This is a genomic window from Clostridium beijerinckii (assembly GCF_008705175.1).
In the GTDB taxonomy this organism is placed as follows: Bacteria; Bacillota; Clostridia; order Clostridiales; family Clostridiaceae; genus Clostridium; species Clostridium beijerinckii.
Window position 1 is genome coordinate 1,046,153 of sequence record NZ_CP043998.1, and the last position, 16,616, is coordinate 1,062,768.

At 28.5% G+C, this 16,616-nt stretch carries 20 protein-coding genes and 2 pseudogenes; 15 read left to right on the forward strand and 7 right to left on the reverse strand.

Going from position 1 to position 16,616, the window contains the following annotated elements; all coding sequences use genetic code 11:
* Positions 1 to 127 precede the first annotated feature (127 nt).
* Positions 128 to 622, forward strand: a pseudogene (locus tag F3K33_RS04765) (ABC transporter substrate-binding protein); the annotation flags it as partial.
* A gap of 10 nt (positions 623 to 632) precedes the next feature.
* Here F3K33_RS04765 and F3K33_RS04770 read toward each other — a convergent pair.
* Entirely contained in the window at positions 633 to 2,246 is a 1,614-nt protein-coding gene (locus tag F3K33_RS04770; protein ID WP_039769706.1) for a recombinase family protein, read from the reverse strand.
* 101 nt (positions 2,247 to 2,347) lie between these two features.
* On the reverse strand, positions 2,348 to 2,845 hold the full coding sequence (locus F3K33_RS04775; protein WP_039769704.1) for an ImmA/IrrE family metallo-endopeptidase: 498 nt from the start codon (positions 2,843 to 2,845) through the stop codon (positions 2,348 to 2,350).
* A gap of 256 nt (positions 2,846 to 3,101) precedes the next feature.
* Here F3K33_RS04775 and F3K33_RS04780 point away from each other — a divergent pair, with 256 nt between their 5' ends.
* Together F3K33_RS04780 and F3K33_RS04785 are read left to right on the forward strand one after the other, a co-directional pair.
* The gene (locus tag F3K33_RS04780; protein WP_039769702.1) at positions 3,102 to 6,200 is read left to right on the forward strand and encodes an HD domain-containing protein; all 3,099 of its coding nucleotides are present in this window, start codon (positions 3,102 to 3,104) and stop codon (positions 6,198 to 6,200) included.
* 110 nt (positions 6,201 to 6,310) lie between these two features.
* On the forward strand, positions 6,311 to 7,921 hold the full coding sequence (locus F3K33_RS04785; RefSeq protein WP_420808874.1) for an IS1182 family transposase: 1,611 nt from the start codon (positions 6,311 to 6,313) through the stop codon (positions 7,919 to 7,921).
* Between the two features lie 400 nt (positions 7,922 to 8,321).
* Here the strand turns inward: F3K33_RS04785 and F3K33_RS04790 are convergent, their stop codons facing one another.
* Complete coding sequence (locus tag F3K33_RS04790; RefSeq protein ID WP_039773926.1) at positions 8,322 to 8,657, reverse strand: helix-turn-helix domain-containing protein; 336 nt, start codon at positions 8,655 to 8,657, stop codon at positions 8,322 to 8,324.
* 152 nt (positions 8,658 to 8,809) lie between these two features.
* Here F3K33_RS04790 and F3K33_RS04795 point away from each other — a divergent pair, with 152 nt between their 5' ends.
* The 7 genes from F3K33_RS04795 to F3K33_RS04820 all read left to right on the forward strand — a co-directional run bounded on the left by F3K33_RS04795 (position 8,810) and on the right by F3K33_RS04820 (position 11,971).
* Positions 8,810 to 9,022, forward strand: a complete 213-nt coding sequence (locus F3K33_RS04795; protein ID WP_039773924.1) for a helix-turn-helix transcriptional regulator — start codon at positions 8,810 to 8,812, stop codon at positions 9,020 to 9,022.
* 38 nt (positions 9,023 to 9,060) lie between these two features.
* Complete coding sequence (locus F3K33_RS04800) at positions 9,061 to 9,492, forward strand: helix-turn-helix domain-containing protein (protein ID WP_039773923.1); 432 nt, start codon at positions 9,061 to 9,063, stop codon at positions 9,490 to 9,492.
* Between the two features lie 56 nt (positions 9,493 to 9,548).
* The gene (locus tag F3K33_RS26260) at positions 9,549 to 9,713 is read left to right on the forward strand and encodes a hypothetical protein (RefSeq protein WP_167514407.1); all 165 of its coding nucleotides are present in this window, start codon (positions 9,549 to 9,551) and stop codon (positions 9,711 to 9,713) included.
* 35 nt (positions 9,714 to 9,748) lie between these two features.
* Positions 9,749 to 10,048: a hypothetical protein gene (locus F3K33_RS04805; RefSeq protein ID WP_084670618.1), complete on the forward strand. Its 300-nt coding sequence runs from the start codon at positions 9,749 to 9,751 to the stop codon at positions 10,046 to 10,048.
* A 90-nt stretch (positions 10,049 to 10,138) separates the two neighbouring features.
* Positions 10,139 to 10,321: a hypothetical protein gene (locus F3K33_RS04810; protein WP_011968234.1), complete on the forward strand. Its 183-nt coding sequence runs from the start codon at positions 10,139 to 10,141 to the stop codon at positions 10,319 to 10,321.
* A gap of 47 nt (positions 10,322 to 10,368) precedes the next feature.
* Entirely contained in the window at positions 10,369 to 11,202 is an 834-nt protein-coding gene (locus F3K33_RS04815; protein ID WP_039773922.1) for a helix-turn-helix domain-containing protein, read from the forward strand.
* Entirely contained in the window at positions 11,195 to 11,971 is a 777-nt protein-coding gene (locus F3K33_RS04820) for a hypothetical protein (protein WP_039773921.1), read from the forward strand. The genes F3K33_RS04815 and F3K33_RS04820 overlap by 8 nt, the downstream gene beginning before the upstream one ends.
* Before the next feature lie 271 nt (positions 11,972 to 12,242).
* Here the strand turns inward: F3K33_RS04820 and F3K33_RS04825 are convergent, their stop codons facing one another.
* From F3K33_RS04825 to F3K33_RS04835, 3 genes are read right to left on the reverse strand one after another with little or no spacing between them, the layout of a single operon-like run.
* Positions 12,243 to 12,554: a hypothetical protein gene (locus F3K33_RS04825; protein WP_244620233.1), complete on the reverse strand. Its 312-nt coding sequence runs from the start codon at positions 12,552 to 12,554 to the stop codon at positions 12,243 to 12,245.
* Between the two features lie 33 nt (positions 12,555 to 12,587).
* Complete coding sequence (locus F3K33_RS04830) at positions 12,588 to 12,905, reverse strand: hypothetical protein (protein ID WP_023973968.1); 318 nt, start codon at positions 12,903 to 12,905, stop codon at positions 12,588 to 12,590.
* A 22-nt stretch (positions 12,906 to 12,927) separates the two neighbouring features.
* Positions 12,928 to 13,245 (reverse strand): hypothetical protein, encoded by a 318-nt coding sequence (locus F3K33_RS04835; RefSeq protein WP_039773919.1) that lies wholly within the window; start codon positions 13,243 to 13,245, stop codon positions 12,928 to 12,930.
* Between the two features lie 204 nt (positions 13,246 to 13,449).
* Here F3K33_RS04835 and F3K33_RS26265 point away from each other — a divergent pair, with 204 nt between their 5' ends.
* Complete coding sequence (locus tag F3K33_RS26265; RefSeq protein WP_167514408.1) at positions 13,450 to 13,605, forward strand: hypothetical protein; 156 nt, start codon at positions 13,450 to 13,452, stop codon at positions 13,603 to 13,605.
* Between the two features lie 110 nt (positions 13,606 to 13,715).
* On the opposite strand, the gene F3K33_RS04840 is transcribed toward F3K33_RS26265, so the two are convergent.
* Complete coding sequence (locus tag F3K33_RS04840) at positions 13,716 to 14,042, reverse strand: hypothetical protein (protein WP_373866802.1); 327 nt, start codon at positions 14,040 to 14,042, stop codon at positions 13,716 to 13,718.
* 332 nt (positions 14,043 to 14,374) lie between these two features.
* Here F3K33_RS04840 and F3K33_RS04845 point away from each other — a divergent pair, with 332 nt between their 5' ends.
* The 4 genes and pseudogenes from F3K33_RS04845 to F3K33_RS04855 all read left to right on the forward strand — a co-directional run.
* The gene (locus tag F3K33_RS04845) at positions 14,375 to 14,767 is read left to right on the forward strand and encodes a hypothetical protein (RefSeq protein WP_039773918.1); all 393 of its coding nucleotides are present in this window, start codon (positions 14,375 to 14,377) and stop codon (positions 14,765 to 14,767) included.
* 149 nt (positions 14,768 to 14,916) lie between these two features.
* On the forward strand, positions 14,917 to 15,384 hold the full coding sequence (locus F3K33_RS04850; RefSeq protein ID WP_039773917.1) for a DUF6985 domain-containing protein: 468 nt from the start codon (positions 14,917 to 14,919) through the stop codon (positions 15,382 to 15,384).
* Between the two features lie 338 nt (positions 15,385 to 15,722).
* A complete protein-coding gene (locus tag F3K33_RS27100) occupies positions 15,723 to 16,001 on the forward strand; it encodes a hypothetical protein (protein WP_039773930.1) in 279 nt (92 codons plus the stop codon).
* Positions 15,989 to 16,498 (forward strand): annotated as a pseudogene (locus tag F3K33_RS04855) (tyrosine-type recombinase/integrase); the annotation flags it as partial. The gene F3K33_RS27100 and the pseudogene F3K33_RS04855, both read left to right, overlap by 13 nt.
* Positions 16,499 to 16,616 lie beyond the last annotated feature (118 nt).

The following is a 16,616-nucleotide window of genomic DNA, read 5'->3' on the forward strand; positions in this document are numbered from 1 at the left end:
TTAGAACAATCTTTGATTAAATATCATATGATACATCATAAAACAGTATTAGGAGATGCTTTATTTAATGAAAAAAAAGTTAAAAGTATTAACTGCTTTATTGATTTCGAGTATAACTGCCATATCTATGTTTGGCTGTAGTAGCAATAATAAAACTAAGGAAGGTAAAGTAACTGTACGCTTAAATGAAGTTACACGTTCAGTTTTTTACGCTCCTATGTATGTTGCAATGAAAGAAGGCTATTTTGCAGAGAATGGAATCGAAATTGATTTACAAACAGGTCAAGGCGCAGATAAAACTATGCAAGCAGTTTTAAGTAAATCAGCAGATATTGGTTTTTGTGGACCAGAACAAACTATTTACATTAATAATCAAGGAAGAGAAGACTACCCAGTACTTTTTGGACAGCTTACCCAAAAAGATGGCTCTTTCGTGGTTGGACGAACTAAGGAAGACAATTTTAAGTGGCAAAATATTAAAGGGAAAAATATTATAGGAGGAAGACCGGGTGGTGTTCCAGAAATGGCTTTTGAATATGCTATGAAACACAATAATATTAATCCAAAAACAGATGTCAATATGGTAAATAATATAGATTTTGCTGCAACTGCAGGTGCATTTGGGCGCTACATTAAAGAGCGCCTTTTTTTTTATTAGTGCAAAATGGCTTTATAACTACTTCCTGAGTATCTGAGTTATAAGAAATATAATCAACAAAAGAATTTATAAGGAGCTTTCTCATAGAATAATCAGCATTTTCCCATAGCTTCTTAAAATTCAAAAGCATAGAAGTAGAAGCGTTGATTTCTTTAATAGCTGCTTTTAAATTACTATTAGTATTTTCTAATTCAAACTTTTTAAATTTCAATTCCTTAATCTCTTTATTTAATTCTTCAATTCTAGAAGAAAGCAAATCATATATGTTAGGATTTAAAGAAAGCTTATCAATTAAGTTTTTTACCTGCAGTTCCTTTTGAGATATTTGCTTTTCATATGATTTAATACTGCTTTTATCTATAGCTTCAGATTCTAAAGATTTTTTATATTCTTCAATGGCTTTAATAAGTGAGCCTTTATTATCAGTAGCCTTAAAGAGTTCTTTCATAACACTCTTTTCTAATTTATCAAGTCTTATGTTCTTAGAATCACAAGTATTATCACTTGGATTAATCTTATTTATACATATATAATAACGAAGAGTTTCTCCAGTCTTTCTAGAAACATGACCTTGCTTTTGAATCATCCTTCCACCACACTTAGCACAATGAAGTACTGAATTGAATACACCATATTCGCTGCCATTAACAAGTCTAGGTGCAAGATCTTTATTCTTATCTAATTGCCTTTGAACTTTAATCCATAAATTATCATCAATTACACCTTCATGTTTTGAAACAGAAAGGATCCATTCACTAATATCTTTATATTTATCCTTAGAATCTTTTTTGTTATAGCTTAATATGCCATTACCATTTGGATCACCAAATACAGTTGCACCTTTAATTGAAAGATAACTTATAACAAGTTCAGAAGATTTAACATAAACAGGATTTCTAAGTAAGAGCTGCAAGGCTTTTATATCCCAAGCAGAATTTCTTTTAGTTTTAATATCATTTTGAATTAGATACTTTTGAAGCTTTCCAAGGCTTCCAAGAGTTAAATATTTCTCAAAGAAAAGTTTAACTAGAGAAATTTCTTCATTAATAGGAGATAATTTCATCATCTTTTTTTGCTTAGAATTATTATCTAAATAATATATAGGTTCAGAAGAAAAACCAAAAGGGGGAGTGCCACCAAGCCAACGACCAGTTTTAGCAAGCTCATACATATTATCTTTAATACGCTCAGCTATGGTTTCACGTTCTAATTGAGCAAACACGCTGCTAATAAACATCATAGCAGTACCCATAGGACTAGAAGTGTCAAACTGTTCACGTATTGAAATAAAATCAATGCCAAGGACTTTTAATTCATCAATTAGGGTAGAGAAGTCAGAAACATTTCTGCTAATTCTATCAAGTCTATAACAAATAATTGCATCAAACTTTTTTGCGGCAGCATCCTTCATCATAGATTTAAATTCAGGTCTGTTTATATTACCACCTGAAAAGCCTTCATCTTCATATATATAAATATCATCATAGCAGTTATTTTTAGCATAAGACTTACATAGCTCTATTTGGTTCTCTACACTTTCACCCTTGCCAGTGAATTTTGATTTTCTAGAATAAATAGCTGCTTTCATAGTATACCTCCAAAGTGTTATACATTGATTGTAGTTTTATAAATAGGTTAAGTTAATTGAGTATAGCTACATATATTTATTAAAAAGTAGTAGGAAAAATACTATATTTCACAACTATTATATGGGACTTCCTTTCTCTTTAATGCAGATCTTATATGATTATATCTATTTTCATCAACAACTATAGAATGAATCTTATATTGTAGCATTTCATTAGTTATATTAAAAAAATCACATATCTCACATGGAGTAGATATGCAATTACATAATGCTTGTAGGAATTCATCATCACTTACAAGAAAATTAGCAGCCCATGATTTTGCTCTATGCTCTTGCTTGTTTTTCATAAGTTTTTCAGAATAGTTTTTAGATTCAATAGTTAAATTACCCAAACTAGTAAAATGATGTCCTAACTCTTCAGCGAGAATAGATATGTATTTACATCTATCATTAATAATAGATTTTTCTACTATTATAACTGGAGGAAGATCTGGAGCTTTAAAATAAATTCCATTAAATGAATACTGATTAAGATTCCTTTCCTCAAGATGAATTTTCTCTTTCTCAACAATGCAAAAAATATCATTTAACTTTCTCATTAGTCTATCACCGCCATTATCAGTATTAATGATATCATTATAATGCAATAGGAACATATGTTCAAGCGGTAGATTAAGTAGTGATTATAGATATGTAAGACTAATATACATATATTGTAAACAGTGCTATTATAATGCTCATTATTGAAATATATGGTATAATAAAGGTGATTTTAAAGGTTAATTATTTAATGATTTAACTGTAAAATAACATAATTCGTGAAATTTTATTTGTATATCATGGAGGAAGATAAAAGTGGAAGACTATCAAAAGTATATGTATAAATTAGAGACTCATTTAAGAACAATAAGTGATTCTAATGATGAATACACAAATTTGTATGCTACATGGGAATTAAATAAAAAAACGTATAGAAATGTTTTAAAAACAGTAATTATGAATTATCCACATTATAGTTTACATGATGATAGTCATTCAGAGACTATAATTACTAATATAGAGATGTTACTAGGAGAAGATAGAATAAGAAGATTATCACCAACAGATACATGGATGCTACTTCATTGTTCATATCTACATGATTTTGGGATGGCATTGCTGTACAAAAAAGTTGAAGAAGAATGGTCAACAGATGAGTTTCAGTCATATCTTAATGATCAAAAAGATTCATATGACACCGATTTAATTGAAGCAATTGAATATATAAAAAATTTAAAAAATAATTTACAAAATGAAGAGTTTGAATTAATTTGGCCATTAAAAGTTCGCAAGTATGTTACATACATAATTTCGGATTATTTTAGAGCAAAACATTCCAATTTGACTAAGGAATATCTAAGTATGCTTAATGATTGGGATATAGATATAAGTCATAATGAATTTATCCAAGAAAGAATAATATCTTTGATAGGTGAAATATCTTTTTTGCATACTCAAAATTTTAATAAAGTAATGGAATTAAGCTACAAGACTAATGGTTATAAATCAGACTATATTCATCCAAGATTTATAGCCGAAATGATAAGAATTGGAGATTTATTAGATTTAGATAATGGAAGATTTAATAGTTATATCGAAAAGGTTAATGGCGAATTGCCTAAGGTATCCAAAAATCACAAGGAAAAACATAAATCAACCAAGCATGTCTTGGTGACCCCTAATGAAATTGAAGTAACTATCGATTGTTGTAATGATGAAGTATATAGAGAAGCAAGAAATTGGATTACATGGATTGAAGATGAGATAAAAAATCTTACAATGAATTGGATAGATATAGTGCCTTGTGGATTGACCGGATATGCACCCAAATTAACTAAGAAAGAAGTTTTTCTAAATGGTTCAGTAGATTTTAATAATCTTGCAGATTTAAGATTTAATATATCACAAGAGAAGGCATTTAATATAATTGAGGGTTCAAGTATATATGGGGAAGATTATATTTTCATAAGAGAGTTTTTACAGAATGCTCTAGATGCTACAAAGATACAACTTTGGAGAGATTTAAAAAATGAATTATATTCAAATTACGGTAGAGAAGAAAATGTTAATTTAAATGATCTATTACCCTTTGATATCAATGAAGAAATCTATAAAAATTATAAGTTGGAGATTATAATTCAAGATAAGAATGAAAAAGAAGTAGAAATAATTATAAAAGATAGAGGTATAGGAATATCATTAGAGGCATTAAAGTCTCTGTGTGATGTTGGAAATAGTTATAATGGTAACTATAAACTAAAAAAAGAGATAAACGAGATGCCATTATGGCTAAAACCAACTGGCGGGTTTGGCATTGGATTGCAGTCAGCATTTTTGGTAACGAAAAAATTTAGTGCTTATACTAAAACTGAAGGTAATAGCACAATTGAAATGGTTTTTGAATCGAGAAAATCAAATGGATATATACAGGTAAAGAATTGTGATAAGGATATAAAAAGAGGAACGGAATTTCATATAAGTCTAATAATAGATAATAAAGAAATATCATACCCTATGAATGGATATCAACATAATTATATAATTAATGAGTATGATCCAATAATGTATAAAAGCTCCAATATATACAAGATGTTAGATAGTATAGCTAAAAATTATGGGGGAGATTTGTTCCCAATAGATATTAAGTTTAAAGATAGTATTATGAGTACCGAACGTGCAAGTATTATTAAAGTTTCAAGAAAAGAATTTATTGAAAAAAATGATATTATGTATAAAATATCAGAAGATTTAAGCAATATCTCTATTTGGCATAAAGAATCCTGCTCGTATGTAACTATAGAGATGAGTAACATAAATAAAGTTAACAATGGTGATATTTTTATAGTTTTTAAAGGAATGGTTGTTAATAGAATTTTCGCTAAATATTATGATGATTTTACTAGTGTACAAATCGATGTTTATGGATTAGATACCAAGAAGACATTAAAATTAAGTAGAAAAGATTTAACATCAGAGGGAAATGATCAAATTAAAAAGATAGCTGAAGAATGTAAAAAAATATATCTAAATTTGCTGAAAGAGAAAATAGACGAAAATAAAGAGGGAAATGCAGGTAATATAAGTAAATTAGGTTTTATAATATTGGGAAATAGGATGATAGAAAAATTTAATCCTAAAGAATATATAATGTTGGAAAATAAGGATAACTCGAAGAAAATATGGATGTTGGAAAAAGAAAATGGGAAGTTCATAATGAAAGAAAAAAACTTGAAAGATTTTTTTGAGATATACCCCGATGTTTCATATATAAGAATAGATAACCAAAGTCTATATGAAAAGGCTTATAAAAAGCAATATAAACAATTAGAAAATATTATATCTAATAATATTGAGATTGATAATAATTTAATTTTGGTTGATAATGAGATTATAGGTTTATTAAATGATCTTGTAGTAAAAGAAATTAAGGTTCTAAACAATGTAGATAAAATACTGTTATTTAAAGTAGATGGCAGAATCGATAGAATTGGTGTAAAAATGGATGATGAGACAGAAGAATATTTTATAAAATTATTAGTTCATGAAGGGGAGGAAGAAATAGTATTTAGAAATATAGGTGAGATGAGACAAAGAAGTATGATACCAGCTATAGAGAGATATTTCGATCTTGCAGTACATATCGATGGTACATTATCTAGAGGTCTTGGAAATTATAACTGCCATTCATATAAAATAATTTCACCAATAACTTTAAATGATAAAAAAGATATCAATAACTATGCTAATAAGGACGCATTTGTGTGTAGTATTACCGCTAGAGATGATTATAAAAGCTTGCTGAAATATACAATTGAAAATAGAGTTTCTAAAGGAAGAATCTCAGAGCAGGAAATAAACAAAAAGTATAAGGAATTGATTGAAAGATATTTTGAAATAATAAAAGAAGCTAAATAATAAAAAAGGGGCTGTTGCAAAACTAACATAGTTAGTTTTGTAGCGGCTCATTTTTTTAGATATAAAAAATGTGAATTCCGAAGAACTCACATTCATTGTATAATTTACTTATGCTAAAAACCAAATTACACAATAAAGATTATACTGAGATTAATGATGATTTTCAACTTATATTACCATTAAATCTAGAAAATTTAATACCATCAGATGATTCAGTCCGCTTGCTAAGCCATGTATTGGAGGGATTAGATTACACGAAGTTGTATAAGGCGTACTCTTCCGTTGGAAGAAAACCGGCAGTGGAACCTAAAATTATGTTCAAAATAATATCATATGCTTATTCTCAAAATATTTATTCAAGCAGGAAAATCGAAAAAGCATGCAAAAGAGATATAAATTTTAAGTGGTTACTTCAATGTTATAAGGCACCGGATCATGCTACAATCAGTAGATTTCGTAAAGACTATATTTCAAATGAGGTAATTGAAGATTTATTTTATCAACAAGTTAATTATTTAGCAAATCAAAATGAAATACTATTTGAAAATGCATTTATTGATGGTACTAAAATCGAAGCGAATGCTAATCGTTATACATTTGTTTGGAAAAAAACTATTTTAAAAAATGAAGAAAAAATGTTTGATAAAATTCTTGTTCTTTTAGAAAATATTAACCTTGGAGAATTAAAAAAATTTACTGTTCAGAAAGAAACATTAATAGATGATATTGATAAAATTCTTCAATGGCTTGAATATGAAAAAAAGAAAAGAAACATAGAGTTTGTTCATGGAATTGGTAAAAGAAAAACCAAAATTCAAAAGTGGACAGAGCAACTATCTGAATATAAAGAGAGAGAAGAAAAATATAATTTGAGTAAAAAAATATTTTCAAAAAGAAATAGTTATTCTAAAACTGATCCAGACGCAACTTTCATGCATATGAAAGATGATCATATGAGAAATAGTCAATTAAAACCTGCATATAATGTGCAAATCGCAGTTGAAAGTGAATACGTAACCGGCGTCGGAATATTTGATGATAGAAATGATATAGCAACATTAATACCTATGCTTAATAATATGAAAGAAAAAATTGGTCGTAAATATCTTAATATAATTGCAGACTCAGGTTATGAAAGCGAAGAAAACTATTTATTCTTAGAATCAAATAAGCAAACTCCTTATATAAAACCACAAACTTATGAGAAGTGGAAAAAAAGAAGTTTTAAAAATGATATAAGTAAGCGCGAAAATATGAAGTATGATGCTGAATCGGATTTTTATATTTGTCATAACAATAGAAAATTAATACCTACCTCTATTATTTATAGAAAATCCGCAAGTGGATACAAATCAGAAGTAACTGTGTATGAATGCGAAAACTGTGATAATTGCGATTACAAAGTAAAATGCACAAAAGCAAAAGGAAATAGAAAAATGCAGGTTTCAAAAACTTTTGTGGAAAAGCGTGAAATATCCTATAAAAATATTACAACTGAATTTGGAACTAAATTAAGAATGAATAGATCTATTCAGGTCGAAGGAGCATTTGGAGTTCTAAAAAGTGATTATGAATTCAATAGATTTTTAACACGTGGAAAAAATAGCGTTCAAACTGAATTTATTTTGCTTTGTTTTGGTTATAATATTAACAAATTACATTCAAAAATACAAAATGAAAAAACTCAGAATCATCTTCATGAATTGAAACCTACTGCCTAATTATGGAATAAATTAACTAGGCTTATTTTAGTGTGCTTAAAAATCAGAATTCTTTAAATAATTAATATTGTATTTCAAATATTTGGAGATTTGCTGGCTTAAACCGAAAAGGAGCATCGCTCCTGATTAAAATTTAATCATTTTGCGACACTCCCTTTTTTATTATTTTTGAAAGGAAATAACAGAACTTGGATTCTAGGTGTAAGTTTTAAACACAAGATTTCTGCAAATAATTATTGACATCTTAAATTTAATAAAATTTGATAATTTTTTAAAATATATTTCTTAAGATTGTCTAAATTATCTTTGATAAAATTAGTTTTAGATAGAATCTTAGTCTTGTTGTTTTTATAAATTATTTTATATTACGGATTCCTTTTTTAAAAGCATCAATTAATATTTATTTTTTATCTTTATATTTTTGTTTTACATATTCAATAAAATTATTAATCTCATCTTTAGCTTCCTTTGGAAGTTCATCATAATCAGTATCACTATTAAGTGCAATAGTAATATTTGAATCATCAGTATAATTTCTTACATCGGTTTTACCAAGGAGGTAATCTAAAGAAACGTTAAAATAATTAGATAATTTAATCATTATGTCTGTATCAGGAACTCGTTTTCCCTGCTCATAAAAACCGTATGCACTTGTAGTTATATTTAGAAAATTTGCAACATCCTTTTGTACAACGCCTTTTTCAGAACGTAATTCCCTTAATCTTTGTGCAAACATTTTATAATACCTCCATCTAGATTCTTACAATAATTATACAACCAAAAGTTGTATTAATAAACTATACCAACAAACAGTTGTAAAAAAGTGTTGACATCAACTAAATGTTGTAGTGATCTTAATACAACGAAGTGTTGGGAAAGGAGAATAGTATGAAAAATAAGTTGTTGTTATTAAGAAATAAAAATAGTCTAACTCAACAAGATGTAGCTAAAGCAATAAAGAAGACTACAAGCTATTATGGCATGCTGGAGGTTGGTAAACGAAATCCGTCAATAGAAGTAGCTTATGCACTAGCCAACTTTTATAAAGTAACAATAGAGGAACTTTTTTTTAATCAGCAATACAACAAAACGTTGGTGTAGACGCAATTTTATTTTAATATAAAAGATGGAGGAAAGAAATGGAACAATACTACAGAAATATTTACCAAATAGCGAGAGAGTGTACAAGCTTAACTCAAGAAAAGTCATCAGAACTACTAGATATATCTGTTGATAGTTTAAGAGCATATGAAGGAGGGAAGAGAACACCACCAGAAAACATAGTAATTGATATGGCTAAGATATATAATCGTCCATATTTAATTTTGCAGCATTATCAAAATACTTTGATAGGAAAAGAACTTTTTCCAAAGGTAGAAGTTAAACATTTAGCTGAAGCAGTATTAACATTTTTAGATGAGCTTGAAGATCTAGAGAACATTAAGAAATTAATGATTAAGATTTCACGTGATGGTCAAGTTGATGAAGATGAAAAAGAAGATTGGCAAATGATAATGAAAACACTTGATGAAATGGTATGTGCAATTATAACTATAAAGTTTGCTAGGTAACACATTGTGATAAGAAAACATATTATGAAATGATTTATATTTACGGGGGAATGGATATGAAAGGCGATGAATTAAAGGTAACCATTATAGGATTAGAAGATAAAAAAGGCTTTGATGAGCTTGTGGCAGAGTTACAAGTTGCTGCTGTTATGAAAATGTGTCCTCCAGAGCTAAGACTTCAGGTTTTAAATAATGCTCTAAAGATATTAAAAGCAAATTAACTGATTTTAAACATATTAAAGGAGAAATTCAGAAGATGAATATAATAGAAATCTTATGGAAAATAGGCTATGACGTTATTAAAAGTGATTCTGAAAAATGTGAATATACAATAATGTATGCTCCAGAAAGAAAAAGACGTATGTGGAAGCAGATAAAAGATGGAGCTATTACAGTTGAAAATGAGCTGCTTAATGATATCTATACAGTAACTGTTGGAGAAATTTGTTTTAATCAATGTGGAGATTTATATGTTGAATTTACTGATGTGAATACAAAAAAATGTATTGATTTTTATGAACATAAAAACATGAAAGAAGATGAATTTTATAAATAAAAAAAGAACCTTATATAAAGGTTCAATCAATGTTTGAGATACGGACGCCCATCCGTATCTCCATTATAAATTGAAATGGAGGAAAAGTAAATGGTTTTAGAATTCTTAAATGATTTAAAATCAAAAGTCAGCAAAGAAGAGTTTAATATTATTTTTGCTATGACAAGAGAAGACATAAGGTTTAATAGGACAAGTTTTAATAAAAAGACTACACCTGAAGAATTTATTGAAATATGTAAAAGGTGCTGTGTTGCTTTAAGTAGATGCAGCTAAGTTTTTTAGTTAATGTAAATTACAAATAATGAAAGTGAGGCGAGACTGTGGAAAGAGATTTTAAAGGCATATGGATACCAAAAGAAATTTGGCTGAATACTCACTTAACTATGAATGAAAAATTATTTTTAGTTGAAATAGATAGCTTAGACAATGAAAAGGGATGTTTTGCGTCTAATGACTATTTTGCTGAGTTTTTTGGCTTATCTAAAAACAGGTGTAGTGAAATAATAAAATCTTTAGAGAAGAAAGGCTTTTTAAGTGTTTCTTATAAATACAAAGCAGGCACAAAAGCAATAGAAAGTAGAATAATTAAGCTACTCGAATTATCGATAGGGGGTATTCGGAATATCGACTGCGGTGTTCGAAATATCGATAGAGGTACTCGAGATATCGACAGAGGGTATTCGGAAAACTGTGAAGATAATAATACAATACTTAATAATACAATTAATAATATAAATACTATATCTAAAGATATAGTTAGTAGCACTAAAGTGCAACCCATAATAGATAAGTGGAATGAACTTGGACTCCAAAAGCTCATATCCATAAATAAAGGCACTAACAGATATAAATTACTTCAAGCAAGACTTAAAGAATATGGACAAGATAAAATACTTCAAGCTATAGAAAATATAAAATACAGCAGTTTCTTAAAAGGTCAAAATAATAAGAACTGGACAGTAACCTTTGATTGGTTAGTGAAGCCAAATAATTTTATTAAGATCTTAGAAGGCAATTACGTAGATAAAGAAAATCCAGTTAAGACAGCTAAGAATAAAGAGGTGCAGCCACTCAGATTTAATAATTTCGAGCCAAGAAACTATGACTATGACAATTTAGAAAAGAGGCTCCTTGGGTGGGATAACGATGATTAAAAATAAAATGGATGAAGTTTTAGATGGCCAAATAAGCATATTTGATTTAGTGCTTAATGAAGTTAAAGAGCCTAAAAAAGAGTATGCACCAATAGTCAAAAGTCATAAAGATAAATTTGCAGAAATTATTAATCTATATAAACCAAATGCAGCAAGAATAGTTAAAAGAATATATGGAGCATTGCTTGTGGAGCTTGAAGAAAAGACATTGTATTTTAACAGTGATGGAGTAAAAGAATTGGAGTTGAAAAAAGATATAGATCTGCTTCCAGCTGATGAAATTTTATTTGTAAATCAAGATAGAAATTTAAATGATATGCAGCTTAAAAAACTTAAAGACATGCACGTTACAGAATACATTAAACGTAAAGGTGATGCTAATATAATAATTCAAAAGCAAGATAAGGCAATTGTTATAAATCCTAAAGGATGGATTCTAGAATACTTGCAAAAACCCAAATACCATGAGGACGAAGTATATAAAATTGAGGTTCCTAAAGAAAATATAGGCTTGCATATCTTAAGTGCAGAAACAGATATTGATGAGCAAAGCACTATTAAACCATCAACATTTGCTCATAACCTTATAGATTTTGAGGAAAATGATCTGGTAGAAATAAAGTATAAAGGCAAAAGGCATATAGGCAAGGTAGTAAGAATTTATAACAATGGTGAAACCTTAAATGTTAAATGGGATGGTAAGCAGACAGCTTTTTATTATAAAGCAGTAAAGAAGCTTAAAGAAATAAATATGAAAAATGCAATTTAATTAATTGGTGGGCAACATGAAGGAAGCCCCTAAAAAGGGGCTTATAGTTACTAGGCAAAAGCAAAAAATATTATGGACAAAAGAGTAAATAAAAGAGAAATAAAGTTATAGCGAAGAATCTACATTTAATTATATGAAAACTAACTTCGAATAATTCCAAGTGGTGATAAATAATTTTGTGCATAAAAAAAGCCCCAATTAATGGGGCCAAAATGGATTATATGAATAATATGTTAACTAAATCATTATATTATGTGCAATTTGAAAATATTTATTCTGTTATTGTTACAGTACCAGGACCCAAGAGTACAATTTTGTCAACATACCTGAAAGGACCAATAGTGTATTTTGGTGAGTTTTCTAATAAACGGTGTGATTCCATTACTTCTTGCTGACCATCCATTCTTATCATAAGATTAATTCCGGCAGAGGTGTTTTGAATATTGTATGTAGTATTCTCCATTAACTTTAAATCTTTTATATCATAAATACCTTCAGTTAATTTTACATTTAGTGGTGCAGCGTTAACAGCTAAATTATTCATGCTAAAAGATAAAAGTAAAAGAGCAGAGAGTACAGTCAATATTTTTTCATTTGATCAGCCACCTTTCATGATTTAAGAAAAAGTTAAAAGAATATCATTATATATTATGAATTTATAGCCATATTTAAGAGGTGAAATATAAATGTTATTAGAATTGGCAGGTATTCGTACAAGTTGCTGGATCTTTCTATCAGAATCAAGAATTATTAATAATCCCTCAACATATGCTTCATGATTTTGAACCTTGTAAGAGATATTTTCACTTAAGTTTAAATCTTTCATGTTATAAAAACCTTGTGAATGCATTTCTTGTGGTGCTGCTGTAGCTGCTGTATTGAAAATAAATAATGAGATTAAAGGGATAGAAAGAATGTATATAAATTTTTTCATTCGATAAGCCACCTTTCATAATTTAAGAAAAAGTCAGAAGAACATTATTATATATTATAAATCTATAATCATATTTAAGAGGTGCCAAAGGGATTTGAGTTGCGTTAGCGGGTATTCGTATAAGTTGTTGGATTTTTTTATCAGCATCAATAATTATTAATATCCCTTCAACATAAGGCTGATTATTCTGAACCTTATAACTAACATTTTCACTTAAGTTCAAATCTTTCATATTATAAAAACCTTGTGAATACATTTTTGGCTGAGCTACGGTAGTTACTGTGTTGAAAGTAAAGAATAAAAGCAATGATATAGAAAGAATATATATAAATTTTTTCATTTGACGAGCCTTCTTTCTTGGATTTTAGAGTGTAAATTAAATAGATAAAATTATTATGTGGAAATATGATAGAAATATTCATTAATACCTTGCAGGACTGGAAGGCGCATTAGCAGGGATTACGATGTTAATGTTAAGGTTACTGCAAAAGATAAATAAGAAGAGAGTTAACTAAAGCTCTCTTCCTAAAAAGGAGCTATAAGTATGGGAATTATTAAAGATATAGTTGATATAGTGGTTCCAAGAGTACAAAAGAGAATGGAAGAAGAAGGATTAGATATTAAAGAAGCTTTAAATAAAGAGCTTAGGGAAATGGGATATATTCAGAAGGATGATAAAGTGGAGGAGAAGTTAGAATAAATAAAATATATGCTTTAAGTTGGGGTAAGCAAAAAGGGTTATTAAATAATGCACAAACTGTAGATTTGACGAAATAAATAAAAATAAAAAAGATACTTTTACAGTACCTTTTAAGAAAACTTAACTGAGCCACCACCAATAATTACGATTATGGAATCAAAATTAAGCGGTTTAATAATATACGCAGGGGAGTTAGGTTCTAATCTTATAAATTCTTGCATTTGCTGATTTCCATCAAAAATTATAACAATAGATTTATCAGTAGAAGATGAGTTTTTAACGTTATAAGCTGAACCAGTTACTAAACCTGTATCTTTTAAGCTATAAAGTCCTTGAGTAAGAGTTTTAGGAGAATATTGAGCTATGGCATTTGATGAGTTCATAGCAAAGGACAGAAATAAAAAAATAGAAAAGATAGTAATAAATTTTTTGATCATATTTACTGACCTCCCAGATTACAACTTCTCAAGATTGATGAGTTCAAATTATATTATGTGATATTTAAAAAAATATATTCAAAATAAAAATTTTACTTACTACGTAATACTACAATTAAACGCAAAATATGCCCCAATTAAGGGGCATACAATGGATTTTTTTAATAATAATATAATCAACAACCAATTATATTATGTACTATTTGAAAAAAAGTATTCAAGTAATTTAATTCATTAAGGAGCTTGAAGAAATGGTATATATTCAGAAGATTGGTTAAGAGAGGAAGAAGTTTAGAAGTAAATCGTAGTATGTGGAGTGGAGGGAGTTTAGGATGGATAGACCAAAAGACTTACCTAATCGATTAGAATGTGCGTATTGTAAGCGGAATCATAGACATGGTGGAGAATGTCATGGGAAGGATATAAACAGAAATGAAACTGGATGTTTATTTTTTAGTATGGATTCAAGAGGATGCATAAGAACACAAGATTTAATACTTCCTTTTAATTTGTATATGGACATTCCGCCACTAAATATGTGGGAGGATAGTTGGACAGTATGTGAAAATGATACAGAAGTAAGGATAAATAAAATATATGCTTTAAGTTGGGACAAGCAAAAAGGATTATTAAAAGTAAAAGCAAATGTTGATTATTATATTAATGAGTTCAGCGAAGAATATATAAACAATAAAAATAAACCTATTTTAAAAGTTATTAAATAATGCGAAAACTATAGAAAATGCGTAGTATTTAATTTAGATAATGTTCTTTGAAAATTGAATAATATGATTTTTACAAAATATGCTATAATTAATATAGAATAGTAAGATATTATGAATTATAAATGATTTATATTTTTGGAGGAAACAAGATGATAAATAGCAGGCTACTAAATCCAAACGATTTTAAGATTGATGAAGAATGTTGCGAAGATATGGCAAAAGGGACAGCCGCTTGCAAAAGGCTTATAGAGAAATGGACACCTGAACTGGAAACTCAGATGTTAGAAGCCTTTATAAACATTTATTATGATGATATGTATGAACAATGGGGTCCTGATGATGAGGAAGAAAGTAAAGAGTATTGGCAGGAAATCAAGTCACCCGCAGACCTTGTAAAATACACTGGGACAGATGTTACGCTTTATGCTTTGGAAGACAGCATATATGCCAAAAGTAAAACAGAGAAGAACAAGTATGAATCACAAAATGTTGATGTATGTGTGATATTCGTACTTAGTTGTCCGTGGGAGGAAGAGCATGGTTGGGCAGCTGTTTTTGTAGATGAAAAATTTGTTAAAGTTGATAGAGATATTGTTGATTGCGTTTGGTTGGACTGATTAGAAAAATGTAGTTATGTATACAGCCCCAAATCCGTGCATTCCCTACACACGTCGTAGATATTAAGAATAATTAGAAGTTGTTTTACTTCATAATGTTGGTAAATTATAAATCAATAAAAGCAAATAACAAATTGTAAAATCGCATTATTCAAGAAGAAATTGAATTTGCGATTTTTTATTGCGTAATTCTAAAATTTAGCGTAGTGAAGGTAAAAATAAAAGGTGTTCATAATGAACACCTATTCTAATTAGAGAATGAATCATGGAAAGTGAATTCTCTAATCAATCTATCTAGATTATAACATAAAAGTATTATAAAGGATAGGTGGGAAAATATGAGCGAGAGAGTAAAAAAGGAATTAGCATTATATAGACTAAGAGAAATTGAAATTGATGATATGAAGCTGAAAGTTGAAGAATTAAAAATTGGGGAGCAACTTGGAACAATGAATTATGAGGAAAAAGTTCAAAGCTCAATGAAGTGCAAAAATAATGATTATGTTATGAATGAAATAGAAATTTTGGAAAAGAAAATAAGGTTTAATGAAATTGCCAATAAGAGAATTGATAATGCATTAAAAAGATTAGACATAGATGAAACAGAAGTTATATAAAATATAAAAATGAACGTGATTATGTTTTATTCGTAGTTGGTATAATTACTGGATATAGAGCAGGTGATTTAGTTAAATTAAAAGCCAGAGACATAAGGGAAGCTCTTAGGAGAAATGAATTTACTATTTTTGAAGGTAAGAAAAAGAATTCAAAAAATATTAGAGAAAAAAACAGAAAGCCTAGAACAGTTGAAGTAATACCTAAAGTCACAAAGCTCCTTAAAGAATATATTTCAATCTAGAAAAGGCATTAATAAACCTATTGGAGTTCAAGCTGTTAGCAATATCTTAAAAGAAGCAGGAGAGTATTTTGGCTTATATGATATTTCAGCTCATAGCATGAGAAAAACTTACGCCTATAAGATCTATATTGAAAGTGGTAAGGATATCGTAGCAGTGCAAAAGTTATTAGGCCATAGAACTACTCAGGAAACAGAATTATATATAAAGAAAAATATCATCAATATTCAAAATCATTAAGTGATTTTGAATATTGATGATATTTTTTATTTTTCGAAGGTATTAACATTCGAGGTAAAAAAATAAAGACATATAGAAGAAGAGAAAATTAAAAATGAATGTGTGATTCTCCTATATAATCAAACATTCAAATCG

What these genes read in the sequence shown, in the direction of transcription:
- F3K33_RS04770 (WP_039769706.1), bottom strand. Translation starts at nt 2,246, where the DNA reads ATGAAAGCAGCTATTTATTCTAGAAAATCAAAATTCACTGGCAAGGGT.
- F3K33_RS04775 (WP_039769704.1), bottom strand. Translation starts at nt 2,845, where the DNA reads ATGAGAAAGTTAAATGATATTTTTTGCATTGTTGAGAAAGAGAAAATT.
- F3K33_RS04785 (WP_420808874.1), top strand. Translation starts at nt 6,311, where the DNA reads ATGCTAAAAACCAAATTACACAATAAAGATTATACTGAGATTAATGAT.
- F3K33_RS04790 (WP_039773926.1), bottom strand. Translation starts at nt 8,657, where the DNA reads ATGTTTGCACAAAGATTAAGGGAATTACGTTCTGAAAAAGGCGTTGTA.
- F3K33_RS04795 (WP_039773924.1), top strand. Translation starts at nt 8,810, where the DNA reads ATGAAAAATAAGTTGTTGTTATTAAGAAATAAAAATAGTCTAACTCAA.
- F3K33_RS04800 (WP_039773923.1), top strand. Translation starts at nt 9,061, where the DNA reads ATGGAACAATACTACAGAAATATTTACCAAATAGCGAGAGAGTGTACA.
- F3K33_RS26260 (WP_167514407.1), top strand. Translation starts at nt 9,549, where the DNA reads ATGAAAGGCGATGAATTAAAGGTAACCATTATAGGATTAGAAGATAAA.
- F3K33_RS04805 (WP_084670618.1), top strand. Translation starts at nt 9,749, where the DNA reads ATGAATATAATAGAAATCTTATGGAAAATAGGCTATGACGTTATTAAA.
- F3K33_RS04810 (WP_011968234.1), top strand. Translation starts at nt 10,139, where the DNA reads ATGGTTTTAGAATTCTTAAATGATTTAAAATCAAAAGTCAGCAAAGAA.
- F3K33_RS04820 (WP_039773921.1), top strand. Translation starts at nt 11,195, where the DNA reads ATGATTAAAAATAAAATGGATGAAGTTTTAGATGGCCAAATAAGCATA.
- F3K33_RS04830 (WP_023973968.1), bottom strand. Translation starts at nt 12,905, where the DNA reads ATGAAAAAATTTATATACATTCTTTCTATCCCTTTAATCTCATTATTT.
- F3K33_RS04835 (WP_039773919.1), bottom strand. Translation starts at nt 13,245, where the DNA reads ATGAAAAAATTTATATATATTCTTTCTATATCATTGCTTTTATTCTTT.
- F3K33_RS26265 (WP_167514408.1), top strand. Translation starts at nt 13,450, where the DNA reads ATGGGAATTATTAAAGATATAGTTGATATAGTGGTTCCAAGAGTACAA.
- F3K33_RS04840 (WP_373866802.1), bottom strand. Translation starts at nt 14,042, where the DNA reads ATGATCAAAAAATTTATTACTATCTTTTCTATTTTTTTATTTCTGTCC.
- F3K33_RS04845 (WP_039773918.1), top strand. Translation starts at nt 14,375, where the DNA reads ATGGATAGACCAAAAGACTTACCTAATCGATTAGAATGTGCGTATTGT.
- F3K33_RS04850 (WP_039773917.1), top strand. Translation starts at nt 14,917, where the DNA reads ATGATAAATAGCAGGCTACTAAATCCAAACGATTTTAAGATTGATGAA.
- F3K33_RS27100 (WP_039773930.1), top strand. Translation starts at nt 15,723, where the DNA reads ATGAGCGAGAGAGTAAAAAAGGAATTAGCATTATATAGACTAAGAGAA.